This is a genomic window from Pirellulaceae bacterium, assembly GCA_029243025.1.
Taxonomy (GTDB): Bacteria; Planctomycetota; Planctomycetia; order Pirellulales; family Pirellulaceae.
In genome coordinates this window covers 192,983-211,588 of sequence record JAQWSU010000030.1, presented here as the reverse complement: position 1 = coordinate 211,588, position 18,606 = coordinate 192,983, and the positions used below count along the sequence as shown (strand labels likewise).

Here is an 18,606-nt window from a genome sequence, read left to right as displayed (position 1 = left end):
AACGACGGTTCGATGTTTGACTAGCTCCTATTCACGAGGGATTTGATTGAGCGTGTAATAGGCTTCGGCAGGGTAGAACATTTGTTGATCTTTGCTGAGATTCCTCAAGCGAAACTCGTAGACAAAGCCGGTCCGTAATTGCTCGAAGAATATCTCCACGGTTTTCTCATCCACCATGCGCAATTCGCGGATGGTCTCTTGTCGTCGGTCGTGATCTGCTCCTCCATAGGCCGGCGTCGCTGTACGTGTCACCGATTCCACGGCATAGTTCTTGGGGTTAACAGCCCGTTGCGGATCAACAGGGCAAACGAAGGTGAGACGAAATCCGTTTGAAATCGCCGAGACTTCAGCGATTCCATTGGGCAAGTGTTGCAGATCAGGTGACAGACGCACCAAAGCCCCAACATTTTGACCACCGCCCCAACCACTATCGCGTATCTCACCAATGTAGATCTCTGCCCGAGGCGAAATAGCACAAACAATTGGCCCCATCAGCCCTTCTCCATCTGTTTCTTCTGCAAGACTAAAGGGATAGGCAGCACCTTGCACCGTATCGCCGATCGTCTGCAAACTGAATCGAATCAGTCGACGTGTGTCGTATTCACAACCAATCAGATGACCTTCAAAGGGACCAAATCGGGCTGCTGTCAATTGCCTCGGCGTCTCCAGAAAACAAATCCCATTCACGCTGCGCGTCCAGGGATGTGGAATCTTGATCGCTGGAGCCGTTACCGCGGGACGATCCGCCAAAGAGTCCAATCGATTAACGAATCCAAAGTGCGCCCGAGGCGTAACGTAATTCAATTCGTTGTAGGGATTGTAATTTCCTTGATTGTCGGTCACGAAAAGTTTCTGCTCCTCTGACAACGCGATTCCCATGGGAAATCGATGACCGGCTGAAATGGATTCGATATGATAGGACATGGGCATATCGTTATCGATTTGACGAGGTGTCAGCCGCAGCACCTGTCCTCTGTATCGGCCTGCCGCCGAGTTGCGATCATCTTGTTGGCACGGAAGCGCCATTAAATACCGTCCCTGTTGGTCGCGTGACAAACCCACGGCCCAGTCATGGTAATCGGCCGTGTGCCCCCAACCTGACGCAAGCGTTACGACTCGATCCGCTCGTTGGTCGTTGTCCTCATCGAACAGTCGCAACAAACCGTACTTGTTGATTACATCCACGTATTCCGCCTGTGCCCACAAACCATAGGGGGCGGCTAATTCATCACTAAATGGATTCGTCGCATCTTCGAATCCATCTCCGTCCGTATCAAAAATTCGCCAGACACGCCCTTTCAACGAAGTAACGTAGAGATTTCCATCCGGTCGCCAACTTAAGCCAGTCGGCATCATCGAGTTACCAATTGGTAAACGGTAAGCTTCGAAACCCGGTACGACACGTATTTTTGCCGGCGACTGAGAGGTATCTTTCGCAACAATTTCTGGAAACTGATCGGAGCGAATTGACGATTCATATTCGAGTAAGATTTCGGCGGAACCGGCGGCCGCCCCCATAACGACAAAGCCGTCTGCATGAAACTTGGCATTCCCATCACTAAGAATGCGAACACGACGCCCATCCGGTAATTCGGCAACCCTCGCATCGGACGACAAATTCATTTGATCCAGTTGACCGTCAGGAATCACACGCACCGACAAATCGCTGCGAGCAACGTCTCCATCGAATGAAAGCTTGCGTTGCCAAGCGGTTGCGGGAGAATTGCTCGATGGCTGTATCCGTTGGGTCAGCCACAACCTTGTTGGACTCGGCCCAGCAAACTCCAAACGAGTCTGAAACTCAACACCCCCGTCATCATGGCTCCAACGATCGGCCTGCGTCACAAACTGCCCCTGGGTTTCCGCAAAGTACCGCTTGCCCGCTGCGAGAATTGCGACATCCGAATCGGGACTATTATCCAGGAGCATTCGCGTTCCGGCCAAATCCCAAAACCATGTTTTACCTTTCGTCCGCTGCCGCGCTGCATCACCGATTGTCCACTCTGCGAGCCGCCCCGTCTTGAAATCAAACAAAACATTGTGCCGATTTGGTAAGGCAACAAGAAACGGTTTCACAAACAGTTCGCCGCGTGAATAAAGCACATCCGTCAACACGATGCTCCGCTGATCCGAATTACCCGTACGACGCACAACTCTCAACGCATCCGACTCAGGTGGACGAAAATCGGATTGGTTGAGCACGTGCCAAACCGCGTTCACTTGCTGATCAAGTTGCTGTTCGAAGACACCTATTACCGGATGAGTGATTGCTGGCATTTCAACTCGAGGTACGATGCGTGTCGGATTACGAAGCCAACGATCAAACCAGGACCGCCGAATGCGTTCTCCCACAGAAGCCAGATCGGGGCCACGGGCGTTCAAGGGTCCGTTTGGTGGCTGCGACTCGCCAATCGCGTGACAACTCGTACATCCAAATCCCGCCGACGTGACAAGTCGGGTACCTCCATGAGCAAGCTGCGACGCGTTGAGATTCTCCCCAGCAACCTTTCGTGATTCAACTGGCAAACGATCTGCAGCGATCAAGTTACGAACAAGCGACTTGGCTTCATTCGGCTCAAATCGAAAGCGAGGCATGCGGACCAACAACCAAGGCCGCCGATCGGATCCGTTCCCCACAATGACTTGAGACAATGTTTTTTCGTTTAACTTATCTCCAATCTGATTCAAGGAGGGAGGGATCAACGCAGGCACTTGAGGAGCGAGAGATGGATCCACAGCAGCCACTTGTAGAGCAACGGGTCCAATGCCGGCTTCCGCTTCACGCGGATGACAAGCCACACACCCGAATCGTTGCAAAGGTTCGGCCGGGGCAATGCGCGAAAGTCCCCCTGGCTTGGATGCCAAAAACGCTTGCACTAAGTCGCGATCTGCGTCGGACAATTCGTAACTTGGACGAGAACCTGATGAATTCAAGTCTGCCAAACAGCCACGATCCGTCTCGACCTGACGGGGCAGCGGAATTTTTTCCACAACAATCGGGTCGCCTGGCAGCTGATGGCAACTTCCACAGCGAACAACGTTCACGAGCGCCTTTCCTGCGACCGATGGCGAAGTGGCAGAAAAGCTTGGCTTACTCCCGTCCGACCGCAACGTCAGGAGATAGCTAACCAAATCTCTCTGCTCTTCTTCGCTCAAATCAAAAACCGGCATGCGATGGTCCGAGTTAAGATATTGCGGATTCCGCAGATAAGTCGATAGAAAACCAGCAGATCGCTTATCAGCGACGCGAGACAGGTCCCGCCTACTTGAAACGGGTCCCACGTCGTCCGCTCGATGACAGGCCAGACAACCAATCGTGCGAAACAGCTTTTGTCCAAGCTGCGTATTTCCAGGCTCTGGCGCCTTCGCTTTCACATCCGGCGGATCAGCTAACAGATGATCCGCGATCGCGTTCACCTGTTTTGGTGTAAATTCAAAGTTTGGCAACATCCCTGAATGCGAATTCGGCTTCGTCAACCAATCGATTAGCCAATGTCGAGACATGTGGGTTGAGAGATTCGCAAGTGACGGAGCTGGATCGAGATCTGGCACGCGATCCAGGCGATGACAAGCCTTGCAGCCCATATCCCGTACTAACTTGCCGCCACGCTGCTCGGGAGTGCCGATTGAACGTGACGGGTTGTAAAATAAAGCACGACTCGGAATCAACTCCCGTTCGAATCCGGGCCCAGACCAAGCAATCTTCAATAGCGGTTGCTGACCCTTGGGTTGATAATCAACCTGAAGCGTTCGCCAACCATATTCCAATTCGACCGGTTCGGATTCAACCCATGATGGCGTATCCGTATCCGAGTAAAAACACTGCGTTCCGTCGACTGTAATTCGGACCGTGCCGCGCGCGTAACCATGAAAGCGGAAACGTCCCTCAGGCTTGGCCAGTAAGAATCCATTCCACTTTATCTTCCAAGACGTGTCAGCCTTCGTCGCACTCCATTTCGTATTCGAATCGAGCCAACCGCCCAGCGTATCGTCGATCTGCTCAACAAAACGACCTTCTTGATCGGCAATTCGAACAATTAGTCCGGCAGCATAAGTTCCTCGGATTGTTTCGCCGTCCTGCGCGCTGTCCTGCGAACTAGCCTGCTGAGTCTGACCAACAACGGTCGCCAAGATCGACAAACAGACGCAAGTGCGGAAGCGTTGGAATTTTTGTTGGGCCATAGTCGACAAATCCGAAGATCAGGAAAAACACAAACTCCAACATTATGCTTTGATCGTCGGCCTTTCGAAATGCACGAACTGAGGATCCGCAGATAAACGGACGGAAAAACTGCTATATTGGATTTTCTTCAAAGCATCGAATCGCATCACGGGTTACTAATCTATCAGCAGTTTGATTGACAATGGGAGCATGGAATGAACACCTGTCTGCTTCATATTCGGACCACAATTCTGACAGTATTACTCGGGATAATCCCGTTTCAATCAATATCCGCGGAAGTGGCCCTGCCAACGATTATCGGCGACCACATGGTGTTGCAGCGCGACATGAAAGCCCCCATTTGGGGATGGGCCGACCCCCAAGAATCGATCGTTGTCACCATTGGTGATCAAACGCATTCAACAACTGCAAACGCGGATGGACATTGGATGGTCAAACTCGATCCTCTCAAGGTGGGGGATCCTCTGACCATGACGGTTGCGGGAAAAAACAGGATCGAGGTGAAAGACATTCTCGTCGGCGAAGTCTGGGTCTGTTCGGGCCAATCGAATATGCAATGGTCGGTAAACCAATCCTGGAATGCCGATCTAGAAACCGCATCAGCCAATCGGCCTGAAATCCGATTGATCACCGTTGGCACACCTGGAATGCAAGTTCCCCTGCAGGAATTTGCTGGAAAGTGGCAATTGTGCACTCCCCAAACTGTCGCCAACTTCTCGGCGGTCGGCTATTTCTTTGGCCGACAACTGCAGGATGTGCTCAACGTACCGATCGGCTTGATCGACAATGCCTGGGGCGGATCTTCGTGTGAAGCCTGGGTACGACGAGAGCTATTGAAGGACAATGAAGTCTATGCACCCCTATTGAGTCGCTGGAAAAAAACAGAGGCCCAACCAGAACTCCGAGAGTCGTATCAAAACTATGAAGCAGCCCGATTGGCATGGCGAGACCAGGCTATCGCAGCCAAAAAATCAGGCCAGTTAGCGCCGCCACAACCGGCAAGACCTAACAACCAAATGGTCACAAATCATCGTCCCGGCAACCTTTTTAACGGCCGCTTGAAACCTGTCATGCCATTCGCGATTCGAGGGGCAATTTGGTATCAGGGCGAAGCGAATGCGTCTCGGGCTTACCAATATCGAGAGCTGTTTCCTCTGATGATTCACAATTGGCGAAGCGATTGGGGACAGGGAGATTTTCCGTTCTATTGGGTTCAATTGGCGGACTACAAGGATGAAAAACAAACGCCATCCAATAGCGATTGGGCAGAGCTACGCGAAGCCCAGACGATGACGGAAGACAAACTTCCCAATACTGGCCAAGCCGTGATTATCGACATCGGCGAAGGATCCGACATTCATCCACGGAACAAGCTGGAAGTTGCGAGGCGACTAGCACGACTGGCTCTCGTCAATGATTACGGAATGAAGTTTGCCAGCGACAGCCCGCGTTACAAGTCGATGCAAGCCAAAGACGGAAAAATTGAATTGACATTCGACCGAGTTGGCAAAGGCTTGCGAACTGTCGACAAACGTGACGCCATCGGATTTGCGATTTCCGATAGCCCAGGACATTGGCACTGGGCTAAGGCCAAGATCGAAGGGAAAGACAAGATCGCGGTCTGGAACGATGAAATCAAAGAGCCGGTTGCCGTTCGATACGCATGGTCAGACAACCCAATTTGTAACGTCTACAGTCAAGACGGTTTACCACTCACACCATTCCGCACGGACGACTGGAAAGGCATCACCGCGGACAATCGATAAAGGGACGATGCTTGCTATTCGGCAGCCGCTTTCAACTGTTTCTGAAAGAAGGCCAACATCACCTGCTGGCAATAGTTATTGACCGATTCAGCTGCGTCAAGCGTATGGGGCCAACCTTCCAGTCGCTCATACGAATGATCAACCGACACTTGCTTGAGCTTATCGGCTAGCAAATCAGCCTGCTGAATAGAAACGGTTTGATCCAGCGTACCATGCACAATGAGAGTGGGCGGATCATCCTTGTCCAAATGAGAGATGGGTGAAGCGGCCTTGTACTGAAGCGGCATCTCATCAAACGGTCCACCCAAGAAATCGCGCACTGCTCCGGCACCTTTCCCCTCTTCGGTTGTCAGATCGACCGGGCCATAGAAATTAACGACCGCTCCAACGCGACTGCTCACTCCTTGATGACCTCCATTGCCCTCCATTTCTCCGTTTTCGGTATAGCCAACCATCATGGCAAGATGCCCGCCCGCCGAACCGCCGATCACGGCAATACGGTCCGGATCAATGTTGTATTTCTCAGCATGGGCTCTCATCCATCGCACGGCACATTTTGCATCATGTACGGCCGCTGGAAAGTTGGCTTGACCTGACAATCGGTAGGTGATCGTCGCCGCTGCAAAACCGCGCTCAGCAAACCGGGTGGTGTAGTAGCGGTACACCGTCCGTTCGCCCCCTGACCAGGCTCCGCCATGGATGAAAATCAGTCCAGGAGTCGGTTGACTGGATTCCTGAGGTCGATACAGATCCAAAAGCAATGAATGTCCGTCGACATTTCCATACTCGATATCCGTTTGCTCCTGCACTCCCTCCGGCAATGGCTCATCATTCTTAACCAATTTGAGTGAACCGATTGCAACAGCAGCCATAACAGCCGCCCGAGACGAATAACCTTTGGGAGCATTAATCGACACCGGCTCCTCAGCAACGACCTGGGACAATCTGCATACGACGAGCAAACTAACCAGCAGCAACGAACGAATCATGACAAGGCATCCCTCGAAAATAGCCGGTCAATGAACGAGCGCTACTGCTCTTTTTCAAAATAACCGGCGGTCGATTGGAAGTAGCGACGACGACGATTTTGCGTGGCGGATTCGATTTCTTGCTGACGAGCTTGTAGATCTTCGAGGTTGGCATTGCAATAACGACAGCCAATTTCCTCCAGATGAAAGCGAACAAATTCCTGCTGATTCGCATCCAACACCTGTAGTAAGTAGCTTCCCAATTGCTCTCGATCTGGGCAACTGACGCGATGACGGCGCCAGATTTCACCTAAAGAATGAACCCCCGCATCTCGCCTGCCGTGAATGGAACGGAGGCGAACGGCAATTTCTTCGCTTTCGCGAAGTGCCGCTTCGATATCGGACATTTCGGCCGCCGTTAACGCTTCATCGAGATAAGATTCAAGCTCGGCTTCAGTGAATTCGCGTGCCATTGTTATTCCACGATTGTTATTCCACGCGTCTGCGTCAAGGATTTATTAGAACGACGAATCGGATCACTCATAGAGTTCCGGAAAGATCTCTTGAGGCAAGCCTTGCGTTCGCAACCGATTTCGCAGACGGGCCAAAAAATCAAACTTGTAATTCGCGACTTGCTGCTCGGTAATCTGAAGTGACGTTGCAACCTCTTTGTTACCACGACCACGAACGAATAACAGCTCCATGCACTTGATCTTCGTCCAATCGTCGCGTCGACACCAATGCTCAATTTGCTCGGTCAATGCTTCCATCAAGGAGTTCTCTTCGATCCGTTGTCGCTCGCCACTGCGCGCGATACTACTGGCGGGGCGAGATCGGCCGGGAATCTGCCAGTCACCACCACTCGCACTCGCCGTGCTTGACAAGGAGACTGTTGGCCGACGACCTTCTCGCCGGAGATGATCCGTCAGCTTGTAAGCACAGATCGTGAAGAGATAACTCTCCAGTGGCCGTTTGCCATCGTAGTTCGGCAAACTGTTAAGAAAACCGATAAAGGCCTCCTGAACAATGTCTTCGCTGACGTCCCTTTTCCTCAAGCGACTTTCCGAAAAAGCCAACAGACGCCCTTCGTAACGATTGATCAGTTCGCCCCAAGCTTCCGTGTCACCGGCACGAATCCGTTCTACCAGCATCGCGTCGGCTTGATTCGCATCAGACATAGTTTTTTGTCTCAGTCAGACGAAGCGAAAAAAAACTTCTCACCTTGATGTCCTGTCACGTTTGTTCATCAAGTATGGCAACCGCAGGAACATTCTTCAACAGGATGATTTACCGTTCGAACGATTCGAGATTCTCAAGAAGCCAAATGTGGCCGCAAGCAGCACGAAAGCAGCCCCCGACACGAACCCCGTTTTCGACAACCGATCACCAACAATCACTTGTCGCATGCGATCCTGTATCTCGCGATCAAAATCAGCATCGAAGACCAGCAACTGGTGAATCTGTTGCATAGGACCAACGCTCGTCTCCACTACCTCGACAAACCTATCCTTCGAAAATCTCCGCAGATCGGCCGGTTCTAAGGCCACTGCACCCACGAAACCCTGAGCGTCTCTCAACTGCCCCAACACGTATTCCTGCAGCTCTGATTCTACTAGGTTTCTCAAGTTCTCTTCACATTCGCCAACCGTTTCGTATTTGTCGGAAACAACAACGATGGCCGGACGTCCAGCAATGATTGTCGGCGGAGTTTTGACCCAAGTGGGCAACTCAGCTCGAATCGAGTTGACTGTTTCAGTATCTTGCCCCCCTGCGACTTGGGCATGGATAACCTGCACAACGCCGGCGGGTTGGGAAGCATCGGTCAGATCTTCCCCCTCATGAAGTACAGCTAGATCCATGTCAGCCGGCGTCGAGATTTCAGCTTTCGTGGATCCTCCTGAAGAATCAACAACAGCCCCCAATTCCGACTCAAATTCCACTTCCGTAGGCCGGGACTGCGCGGATCTAATTTCGTCTTGAATCAGGCCGCGATCGGAAAAGGGGCGAAGCATTAAAAACGAGCTACTCAGAACGATGACGGTACTGCCGCCCGCCATGACCAATAGGAGACCCATTGCAGCAAAACGTGTTCTCGGCAAAAAAAACGCGATGGCGAATAAGGTGACAGCCAGCAACAAGGCCGCCGCGAAGAGCAGAACGATCAACAAGAAGGACAGGTTCATCAGTTGGGGCTCCTCTACTTACCCTCAGGGTCTACCACATGAATCTGGAGCGAGCAGTTAGTCGGTTCTACAGTTTTCGCGCCGGCGAAACTATGTCTCGCTGCTTTTGACCAATTCCTCGTGCAACTGTTTTCTTTGTCGGTTGTTCAGCCAAGGCGCCGAAAATTGAACGGCGACCACGATCGTCACCGCAACCATGCAGCCCCTGGGGATTGGCAGGACGGCATAAAGCAACAAAGCAGCTACCATCGTGAAAAAGATCGTAAAAACACTGAGTCGAGATCCCCGTAATGGATCGGCGTTGACCCACCAGCGAAGCATTAGGAACAAGATACCAAAGTATCCTAAGTAAGCGAGCAATCGGGGACTGCCCGTTGCATCATACAGGGATGGAAACTCAGCACCAATCGCATCGCGCAGACCCTCCCAAGAACCCAGGTAATGGGGCTCCAAAATCAGGAATCCAGCCAGCCCGGCTGCAAACAAACCGACAAACAAACCGACGGAAAGCATGCTGAATCGTCGAAGTGCATGATCGCCGTTTCCGCTTTCCCAGAACTTTGCAAGGAACAAAACACTCCAAGCCCCAACAATACTGGTGAGACACTGCCAGACGTACAACGGACCCCAACGGTAAAAACTCGCATCGATATTTCGACTGCCAATCACCATCATCAATAGGCTCAACACAACACAGACAACCACGGCCATCAGCATGGATCCTGACAATTCCGAGGCGCGGACCAGAAGACCTTTTTGCCGCAGTCGATCTCGATATCGTTCGTCGACGAATTGTTTCGTAATAACGCGCCTACGCCTACGCCGTTGAGGGCTGATGACAGGACGGGTGGGGCTTTGGCGAGCTTGATCGACTGATTGATCCATTAGCGGACTCGTCGGCTTTTGTTTTCCTCTTGTCAAGGAAACCATCAGAAACCAGAACAAATAGTAGACGCAGTAGGCCACAGCCAACGCGAACAATAAGGGCACCACACCGCTCAAGACCAGAAGCAAAACAACCCCGACAACCCCCAGGATGAAAAGTGGCGAATTGCTTTCGAACTCCTGCAATTTTTGTTTCCAACCTTGCAGTCGTCCTCTGACAAACTTGCCAATGGGCTCTTCGGGAAAGGCTGACTCCGAAGCTCGATCAGCTGACGGATCATCGGCTACATGTTCTGCGACGATGCAGGGCTGATCTTGCAGCGGAGCTCGCACCCCGTCGCCCGATGCTGCCACCTTTCCCAATCCCCTCTCGAGTTCAACGCACATTTGCTTCACTGATTGGTAGCGTTTGGCGGGGTCTTTGGAAAGCGCCTTGCCAACGAGCTTTCGCTGCTGCGGTTCCAAACATTGCAAGTTAGGCTCCGCCGTAAGATGCTTCATGATGATCTCTTGACTGCTTTCACCTTCAAACGGAACGCGACCCGTCAACATTTCATAGAGCAAGACTCCGAGAGCGTAGACATCGATTTCTTTACCATATCTACCAAGTCCAATCTCTGGTGCCATGTAATGGAAGGTACCCACACTCTCCGTCTGGCCACTGCGACGACTGCAGGAGATAAACTTAGAAAGACCATAGTCGCCGATCTTGACGGTCGTTTGGTCAATAAAAATGTTTCCCGGCTTTAGATCACGATGCACAATCCCATGATCATGCAAATAGCCAACGCCATCGGCAATGCCCCGAAACCATTTCTGTATTTCATCAACAGGCATCCCGTTCGGGTTCCGCTCGATTACCTCGCCAAGACTCTCTCCCGACACATATTCCATTACAACCCAAGCTTGATCCTGAGCGTCGTAGCGAATATCGAATAGAGCGACCAGATTAGAATGCTTCAAATTGAGACACTGCTTCACGCCACGCAATTCGACATCCAAATTACGCTGAATCCGTTTCAGGGCTACTTCTTTGCCCGCATCACTCGTGGCGTAATACACATCCCCGAATCCGCCAACTCCGATACCGCGTTTTATCGTGTAGCCTTCCAGCGGCTGTGACCCACTAGCGTATGCAAACTTCAACGGTCGACGATCCCTCATTGAAGGGCCGTCGCCATCTCGTTTCAGCATGCTTGCAGGATTTTCCATCGGTTGATTCACGAGATCGTTACCCCCGTCTAACTCGTCTCGTCCTGTTCTCATCACGACCCTGGTTGATAGCACTTGAACGTATCCGGATCCATTCGCCCGATCTTTTCCACACCGACCCGAGACGAAAACTTGGGTCCGGTTCCATCGACTCGATTCGCATTTATTCTAGTCGAATCGCTCGAGACTCAGACAAAAATCCTCACCGGTTATGCGAGAATCGAGCGTGATTTCACCTTTTCGCCCCACTTCCTGTCCATCAATTTCAAGCATCTGTCGACCGTGACAACGCAATTGTTGCCCCTGTCGAACGAGCACCAAATCCTCACTCCAAGCACGACAGACCACGTGACTGTTTGGACCAGGTCCGAGAATGCACGAATTGGCCATCAATAGCATGCCATCGGACGCCGGTTGGCTTCGATGTCCACTGAGAAAATCTAAACGACTCGTTGCACTCAACGGATGAGGTTGTCGGAAACGAACTCGAAAGCTGGCACCGAATTCAATTTCGTCTCCGTCAGTCAACGTCCGAACCTCCGTGACTTCTCGACCTGCCACTCGCGTGGAGGCCTCAGCTCGAATCAAATAACTTTCACCTTGCCGCTGGATCACTGCGTGTCGACGCGAGATATCACCAATGATTGGTAGGTCAGCACCTGGCTGATCAATCGCTTGGCCAATGACAATCTCATCCGACATGCAGACGAGATACCCGCCGACTCCGTCGACCCACATCATAAATCGAGGCCTTGGCTGCCTTCGTGTCATCCTCGTTTCCTGCGCTTGGCGTTTTGGACTTGGAGCCACTGTTGTGTCGCTCACAAAGATGACTCCTTTCTGATATCTTACCGAGCATTTAAGAAAACAGCGAACGGTTCGACGGTGCGGCTTCCCTTCTGCACCGTCGGCTTCAAGAATCACTAGAAGTTGGTCGAATCCGTGTTAACCTCTGCGGCAATGGACTCGACTTCAGGATCACTCGTTGAGAAATACTCAGCCACCTGCTGAGAAACATCTTCGGACTCCGGCCCATCAAGCGGGATTTCTTCGGCATAATGAAGATTTGCTGTCAGCAACCGTTCCGTGACATCCAGACGCGTTTCAATATCACGTACTAATTGCTTCGTACGAGCCAATACACTTCCATCGAGATTGAATTCACTGGAGGTTTCCGCCACCTCAACCATTTTTTGACGCGCTTCCAATTTGGCGACTTCCGCAACTAATTGCCCTCGCGATGCCAACATCTGCTCCAACTCGCTACGAGCGGATGTGAGACTTTTCTGGCGAGCATTTAGCACGCGTCTCAAGTTAAACAACGTCTCATCGTTCGTCTTGTAACGCTCGAATCGATTCGCCATGTCACGCTTTACTTGGCCAGACGTATACTGCTGACCCGCAAAATAGATGTGACTGTCGCCCGTCTCGACGGAAGACTGCATTCTCATCAGGTTACTCTTTTCCTTTTTCTGATTTGCGTCCATTTTGCTAAGTCGTTCGGTCAATTGCTCCAGAGCAACTTCTTCTTTGACAATGAGATGTTTATTTCGTCGAACCTCCGGATCAATGTCGTGGATCATCTTGCGTGCCCGTTCAATCTGGAATTCGACAGGCACGCTATCCGTAACGGACTGCTTCACACAACCCACACTGGTCCGCACATAGCTGACCCCATCTCGCCCAAACAAAAATCCCATCAACAGAAGCACCACGCTTCCGCCAATCAATACTCTCTTGATCATGGTTCTACTCCCGAATGTCGCTGTGTTGAAACGTTTCGACAGGTAACGAAATTGCATTAACTGATCGCCCTACTCTGTTATTCGCGGGAGTTGACGGGTTATTGGAAGAGTGGCGAAAAGATTTTCTATTTCTTCTCAAGCGTGCGACGTTGCGTTCGGGCAGCAGGATGATCCTCACCGGCAACAACCGCCCCTTTTTGCAACAAGCCAGTCGACGAGGCGGAAGGCCCTGAAAACCACAACCTGTTCTCACAAAACATCTTACAGGCGATCGCACCATCGCTTGGCATGGCAATTGCTACCGGATAGGAGGACTCGTGCTACTGGAAGACTTCTCGCTGAGGACACGCGAAATGAAGAGCTGGCCAAAACAAATTAACGCTCCCCAATCCTGCCTTACGAGCAAAATCCCGACAGAACACGAGCTGTTATCGCAGCATTCGGTCGCCTCCTTGAACTGTTGGATGCTCAAGGAGCTGGAAATTCTAGAGCGACGATTCACAACTTTTGTGACCTCGGCAGCAACCCAAGATTCTCTGGGCCGTTAACTATCAGGAATTTTTTCCGCGATTTCCGTGATTGTTGGCAACGACGACTGTGCCCTCGCACGCATCACCGACACAGCCGCGGCCCGATTCGCCCAAGCGACAGCCGCATCCAGTGAGTCACCACTGGCCAGTCAAACCGCAAGCGCGCCGTTGAAGGCATCCCCGGCGGCCGTGGTATCGACCACTGGCACCACATGGCCGGGAATCGAAACTGTTTCGAGTTGGTCGCAAGCCAACAACCCGCGGCACCCTGAGTAACGACGACCGCTTGCACCCCAATTCCAAAATGGCTCTCGCACTTTGAATGGAATCAGCAGCCACACCCTCCACGAGCGGCCTCGCTTCCATCTGATTGGGAGTCACCATATCGACAAGGGGTAAACAAGAGCGCAGTCGTTCAGACCCATCGACTGGGACGGGCGCCGGATTGAGCATGGTGATAGCACCGCAATCATGGCCACGTCTCAGAAAAGCAGCCACAGCCTCAAGCGGAGACTCTAAACACGCGAGACAGACCGTTGCCTCCTGGAACAGTTGATCTGGGAGGCGTTCAATGATTTCGGCTGATATTTCCAGATTTGCCCCCGAAGCAACGCTAATGCAGTTTTCACCAGCCTGGTCCACGATGATCACAGCAACTCCTGTGCTGGCAGATGGAACGACGCTCAAGTGGGCCAACTGAATCGATTCCTGTCGGAACCTATTTTGGGCCGCCTGTCCAAAATCGTCGTCGCCGACGGCTCCGACCAAAAACACTTCGTGATTTCCAAGTCGAGCAGCAGCTACAGCCTGATTGGCACCCTTGCCGCCCAACGACTGCAAGAAGTGCCCCCCCAAACAGTTTCTCCGGGCAGCGGGAGGCGCGGACCGCGTACAACAAGATCCATGTTGATGGAATCAAGTACGAGAATTCGGCATTTCCAATCCTTCTCAGGCCGTGAACAGACCTGTATAAATACCCAAACATTGATCTATCTTCGCAGTAGCGACTTAAACCATAATACTGCATGCGTCTCTCGATGGCTTCACGGTAGAAGTCGCTTCCCTTCCACGAAATTACTGACGTCGAAAGTGGACCAGGATGTCCGATCGGCTTGATAAATCGAACCTCGAATTCGGGCAACGAATTGCAACCTACCATGGCATCCGTCGTACACGACTGGGGCCGTTGATGGCAGCAATCGTAAGTGCGTTCGCATGGGTCGCTGGTCTTTCCGGCCAGTTCAGCAATCCACTCAGCCGATTACTGCTGGTCGTTGGTTTTTGCAGTTCGGCCTTGGCACTCGTTCTGCTTCAACGCAATCGCATTCCACGAAAAGTTGATCTCCACCAACAAGGGCTACTTATCACCACGGGTGGCCATTCGAATTTTTTCGTTTGGAATCAAATGCGAGAGCTGTATCAAGCCCCTGTATATGGCTGGCATTGGCTCCCATTTTCAAAACTGACATCGGCGGAACCCACCCACTGGACCTATCGGATTGTCAGCCGGAATGGACATCGCCTAAGACTCGACCGCTACGAAGGGATTCGAGGACTTGGACGACGCATCGAGGACGAACTATCCAAACGACTGTTGCCGCTGATTAAAGACTCGTATGACGCCGGATACATGGTACGATTTGGGCGACGATTGGTGATCAGTTCAGAAGGAATTCAAATTGGCGTCAGACACCTTAGCTGGCACCAAGTTGCGGACATCTCGATCGACGAAAAAAACTACGTCAAAATCGCCGAACTAAACCGGAATATTGGCTGGATCCGAATTCCTGTTGGGCAGGTAGCCAACCTCAAGGTGTTGGTAACGCTTATCGACACGATCTGCAGATCGCAGACAAATGGCCACCGCAAGCGAGCCCCGCAATTCGACGAGTTTGGCGTGGAGATAAATCCGAAACCACGAATCGATGGCGATCAGAACTTGGGAAATCTGATCGACGCCGGTTACCACGGTGACGAGACGCGAGAATCACAGGACGAAAGCTCTGTGCATGAAGAACAGCTCGATCACCACAAATCCTCGAACAACCATCGGCCGAAATACCCCCGTTAGGCGTGTTGCGTGTAGGCAAAAAAACGAACTCTGCAACCACAGGGTGAGTACAGGTTCAACGATCGCCTCTGCGAAGGAGGCGTCTGCATCTTCTACACAGTAGCCTCTCAGGCCATCAATTGGGGTTCCGTCTGAAGATCGACCTTCTGATCGACAAGCTTCTCACCCACCACTCGCAAACGAGGCTGACCGCTGGTCCACAATGACTTGAGCCAGGCATGCACCCAATGCCCCAGCGGTGAGAGCAGATAGCTGCGCAGCGTAAACACAATTACGCACAGCACACCCGCGGCAAGCCAGCGATTGTAAGTTGTACTCGAGAAGGCACGACCCGCACCGACTGTCGAAATCGAGGTGGGTCCGATAGGCAGGGCAAACCGAGCTGCCAGCTCACGAGCCTCAACTAAATGTATTATGGGACAATCGTTCGTGGCGAAACGAGACATCACCGAATCGACCTTCAACGCTTGTCGCGCAACTTGTCGATTCAAACCGGCCTTAAACAAATGCTTGCCTTTTTCACCACCGCTTGAAGCAACGCCGCCTCCCACGTTAATGTATGCGGCAATCCGATGCCCATCAGCCAAATGCTGATAGAGCTCCATTCTACGATCGATCGCCTGCTTTCGATTCGCAGATTCCAACACGGGGAGTTGGTTGCGGAGGATGGCCGTTTTCACCATCGCGATCGACTCGGCCGACATCCCCAGACCTCGATCAGCTCCGCCACCGATGGAGACGGCCGCCGAAGCAAATTCGAGATTCGCTTGACGGAACAGGGTCGTTTCCATATCGACCCACATAAAATCCGGATCGTTTGCCCCATACTGAGAAGACGTCCCGCTGGCAATGATCACAGGACGTAGTTCCATCGCTTCAATGGCAGCACAAACCGCCAGATTGAAGGCAGGAAAGGATCCGGACCACCCAACGGCCACCGTATCCCCCGCTGCCACACCGGCTCGACTCAACATGTCCACCACCACGGCGGCAAAATTTAGATTCACCGAAGTTTGCTTGGATTGCAAGTTCGCTGGACGACTGGTGATCATCGTCATCGGGCTACCGACTAGCCCACTTCGGCTCACGTCGAATGATGCGTGAATTGGAATATTGCGTCTCAACCGCTCCTGCTTGATCACTCCCATCAGCTCTTTCGCTCGAATGACGGCCAGATGCTTCGTTATTTCATGCGGATCTGGATTAGGACAGAGTTCGACCAAAGTCCAACCCAGAATTGACAGGACGCCCACGCTCAACAACACGCTTCGTGAGATCTTTTGCGGCTTCCAATAAACGCTCTTCATACCATGATCTCCATTCCCATCAGAATTAGTACCAATCGAACAACGACCGAAGAGGTCAACAGGGGTGACAACGTCTCAACCCAACCTTGTCGATCCATCCAAAGTGCAATCAATCCAGGAATAATAAATCCGATCACGCAAAAGCAGTCGTTAATCCAACCCTGATCGCAGAGCGATCCGACAACTAACAGAGGCAGTCCGCGTATTGCAGATCCGATCAGAAATCCCACCAAGATCATCATCACAATGCGGCGACGTCCGTAGACGATCGCGTACCGTGAAAACAATTTCACAACAACAAAAGTCAGACCAGCGGTCAGCAAAGTCACCAATACGGCGATTGGTTGATGAAGCTGTAATGCCAGATAACCAGGCACAATCATGCCCCCCGCCGACAAGCCGAACATTTCGGTAAACAGCAGGCTAACAATCAATCCAATCGCAATCGAAACAGTAAGCGTATCCATCAGGCCACCTTCCGCAGAACGGGTTGATTCGAGGGAGTCATTACCGTCTGGGCTCGGTAATGTTGCACAAGATCCATTCCAGGCCCGGAAATATTTCCCATCCCCATCACCAGGGCGTTAGCGCCGGTGACCCGACGAAGCGATTGGATTAATTGCGGTCGCTTTGTGTTCTCGACACAAGTCATCTGCTGTTTACTCAAGCCGAGTTCCACGGCTCGCTTTGCAAACAGTTCCGTCGCGGATCCAACCACCAGATAGTGATGTGCTGGCGTCCAATTCAAGCAAGCTTCTGCCAACTGACGAGAGCGATCGGGTCGATCAGAACGGCAATTAACGACCGCGATGTGACGGCACCGCCCGCCGAACCGCGCTAACACCATTTCCCAGATCTTGCCCGTTGACTCGGGATCATTCGCCGCAAATCCGTTAATAAACGTAATGGGAGATCCACCGTCCTGAGCTCGGTACACGGTCATCACGCCCGGGTCAGGCTGCGCCTCCCACATGCCCACCAGGGCAGCCTGTCGATCGACCCCCAAGTCCCGACAAACGCGCAAGGCCAAAGCAACGTTGTCCGGATGCTCGATGTATGGAAACTGTTCTAATTCATCCCAAGTGACCTGTGCCACATCGTCATCGTCGACCTCCACCACTTTGCATCGGCGATCTGCCGCCACCTGGCGGAATACGGAAAGATGGCGCTGCTCTGCCGTGTACATCTTGGCGCCAACAGGTATGGTCCCAGCCAGAGATCGAGCAACATCATCGACCGTCGGTCCCATGACATCGAGATGATCCGCTCGCGCGTTTGTAATAACACCGTGCGTGGCCTGAATAATTTTCAATTCGCAAAGAGATTGCAAAGCAGGTTGCAACGCCATGCATTCGATCACGAGTGCATCCGCTTCGGCTCGAGCTGCAGCACGAACAATACGTAGCTGTTCGATCACGTTCGCCCGAGCAGAGCGAAAGACGGGGTACTCACTCCCATCCGGAAAAATCATCCGGGGCAGAGTACCCGTCGTCTTCGCGCAAGTGCGAATCCCTCCAGCTCGCAATCCGGCGGCAATCAGACGAGTGACGCCCGATTTACCCCGTGTCCCATTAACGTGAATTCGTATGGGAATTTTCCGCAGGAACCGGCCATGCATGACCGACTCCATGATTCCCATTGAACCGATTACGGCCGTTCCTGCCGCAACAAGCATTGATCCATCCATGAGTCATTCTCCCCTTCCTTGGGATATCTTTTCGTTAACGCCTGGCCCGACTTCGTGTCAGTACCCAAA

Annotated in this window: 14 protein-coding genes; 2 read left to right on the top strand and 12 right to left on the bottom strand. The window is 52.2% G+C overall.

Annotated elements, in window-relative coordinates; all coding sequences use genetic code 11:
• Positions 1-27: 27 nt before the first annotated feature.
• Entirely contained in the window at positions 28-4,182 is a 4,155-nt protein-coding gene (locus P8N76_13530) for a c-type cytochrome (GenBank protein ID MDG2382685.1), read from the bottom strand.
• A gap of 195 nt (positions 4,183-4,377) precedes the next feature.
• Here P8N76_13530 and P8N76_13525 point away from each other — a divergent pair, with 195 nt between their 5' ends.
• Positions 4,378-5,949: a sialate O-acetylesterase gene (locus tag P8N76_13525; protein MDG2382684.1), complete on the top strand. Its 1,572-nt coding sequence runs from the start codon at positions 4,378-4,380 to the stop codon at positions 5,947-5,949.
• 14 nt (positions 5,950-5,963) lie between these two features.
• Here the strand turns inward: P8N76_13525 and P8N76_13520 are convergent, their stop codons facing one another.
• The 8 genes from P8N76_13520 to P8N76_13485 all read right to left on the bottom strand — a co-directional run bounded on the left by P8N76_13520 (position 5,964) and on the right by P8N76_13485 (position 14,327).
• A complete protein-coding gene (locus P8N76_13520) occupies positions 5,964-6,938 on the bottom strand; it encodes an alpha/beta hydrolase (GenBank protein MDG2382683.1) in 975 nt (324 codons plus the stop codon).
• A gap of 41 nt (positions 6,939-6,979) precedes the next feature.
• Positions 6,980-7,390 carry a hypothetical protein gene (locus tag P8N76_13515; protein MDG2382682.1) on the bottom strand — a complete coding sequence of 137 codons (411 nt, stop codon included), beginning with the start codon at positions 7,388-7,390 and terminating at the stop codon, positions 6,980-6,982.
• 63 nt (positions 7,391-7,453) lie between these two features.
• A complete protein-coding gene (locus P8N76_13510) occupies positions 7,454-8,095 on the bottom strand; it encodes a sigma-70 family RNA polymerase sigma factor (protein ID MDG2382681.1) in 642 nt (213 codons plus the stop codon).
• A 96-nt stretch (positions 8,096-8,191) separates the two neighbouring features.
• Positions 8,192-9,100: a hypothetical protein gene (locus P8N76_13505; protein ID MDG2382680.1), complete on the bottom strand. Its 909-nt coding sequence runs from the start codon at positions 9,098-9,100 to the stop codon at positions 8,192-8,194.
• Positions 9,101-9,190: 90 nt separating this feature from the next.
• Positions 9,191-11,251 carry a serine/threonine-protein kinase gene (locus P8N76_13500; protein MDG2382679.1) on the bottom strand — a complete coding sequence of 687 codons (2,061 nt, stop codon included), beginning with the start codon at positions 11,249-11,251 and terminating at the stop codon, positions 9,191-9,193.
• 114 nt (positions 11,252-11,365) lie between these two features.
• Positions 11,366-11,968 (bottom strand): FHA domain-containing protein, encoded by a 603-nt coding sequence (locus P8N76_13495; GenBank protein ID MDG2382678.1) that lies wholly within the window; start codon positions 11,966-11,968, stop codon positions 11,366-11,368.
• Positions 11,969-12,120: 152 nt separating this feature from the next.
• On the bottom strand, positions 12,121-12,942 hold the full coding sequence (locus P8N76_13490; protein MDG2382677.1) for a hypothetical protein: 822 nt from the start codon (positions 12,940-12,942) through the stop codon (positions 12,121-12,123).
• Positions 12,943-13,607: 665 nt separating this feature from the next.
• On the bottom strand, positions 13,608-14,327 hold the full coding sequence (locus P8N76_13485) for a PfkB family carbohydrate kinase (protein MDG2382676.1): 720 nt from the start codon (positions 14,325-14,327) through the stop codon (positions 13,608-13,610).
• Between the two features lie 244 nt (positions 14,328-14,571).
• On the opposite strand from P8N76_13485, the gene P8N76_13480 reads away from it, so the two are divergent.
• A complete protein-coding gene (locus P8N76_13480; GenBank protein MDG2382675.1) occupies positions 14,572-15,543 on the top strand; it encodes a hypothetical protein in 972 nt (323 codons plus the stop codon).
• A gap of 107 nt (positions 15,544-15,650) precedes the next feature.
• Here the strand turns inward: P8N76_13480 and pgsW are convergent, their stop codons facing one another.
• Genes pgsW through pgsB form a run of 3 tightly spaced genes read right to left on the bottom strand, consistent with a single transcriptional unit; the run spans position 15,651 to position 18,537 of the window.
• The gene (gene pgsW, locus P8N76_13475; protein ID MDG2382674.1) at positions 15,651-16,850 is read right to left on the bottom strand and encodes a poly-gamma-glutamate system protein; all 1,200 of its coding nucleotides are present in this window, start codon (positions 16,848-16,850) and stop codon (positions 15,651-15,653) included.
• Positions 16,847-17,317, bottom strand: coding sequence for a poly-gamma-glutamate biosynthesis protein PgsC (gene pgsC, locus P8N76_13470; GenBank protein MDG2382673.1), 471 nt, complete (start codon positions 17,315-17,317; stop codon positions 16,847-16,849). Before pgsC ends, pgsW begins: the two co-directional genes overlap by 4 nt.
• Positions 17,317-18,537, bottom strand: a complete 1,221-nt coding sequence (gene pgsB / locus P8N76_13465; GenBank protein ID MDG2382672.1) for a poly-gamma-glutamate synthase PgsB — start codon at positions 18,535-18,537, stop codon at positions 17,317-17,319. Before pgsB ends, pgsC begins: the two co-directional genes overlap by 1 nt.
• Between the last annotated feature and the right edge of the window lie 69 nt (positions 18,538-18,606).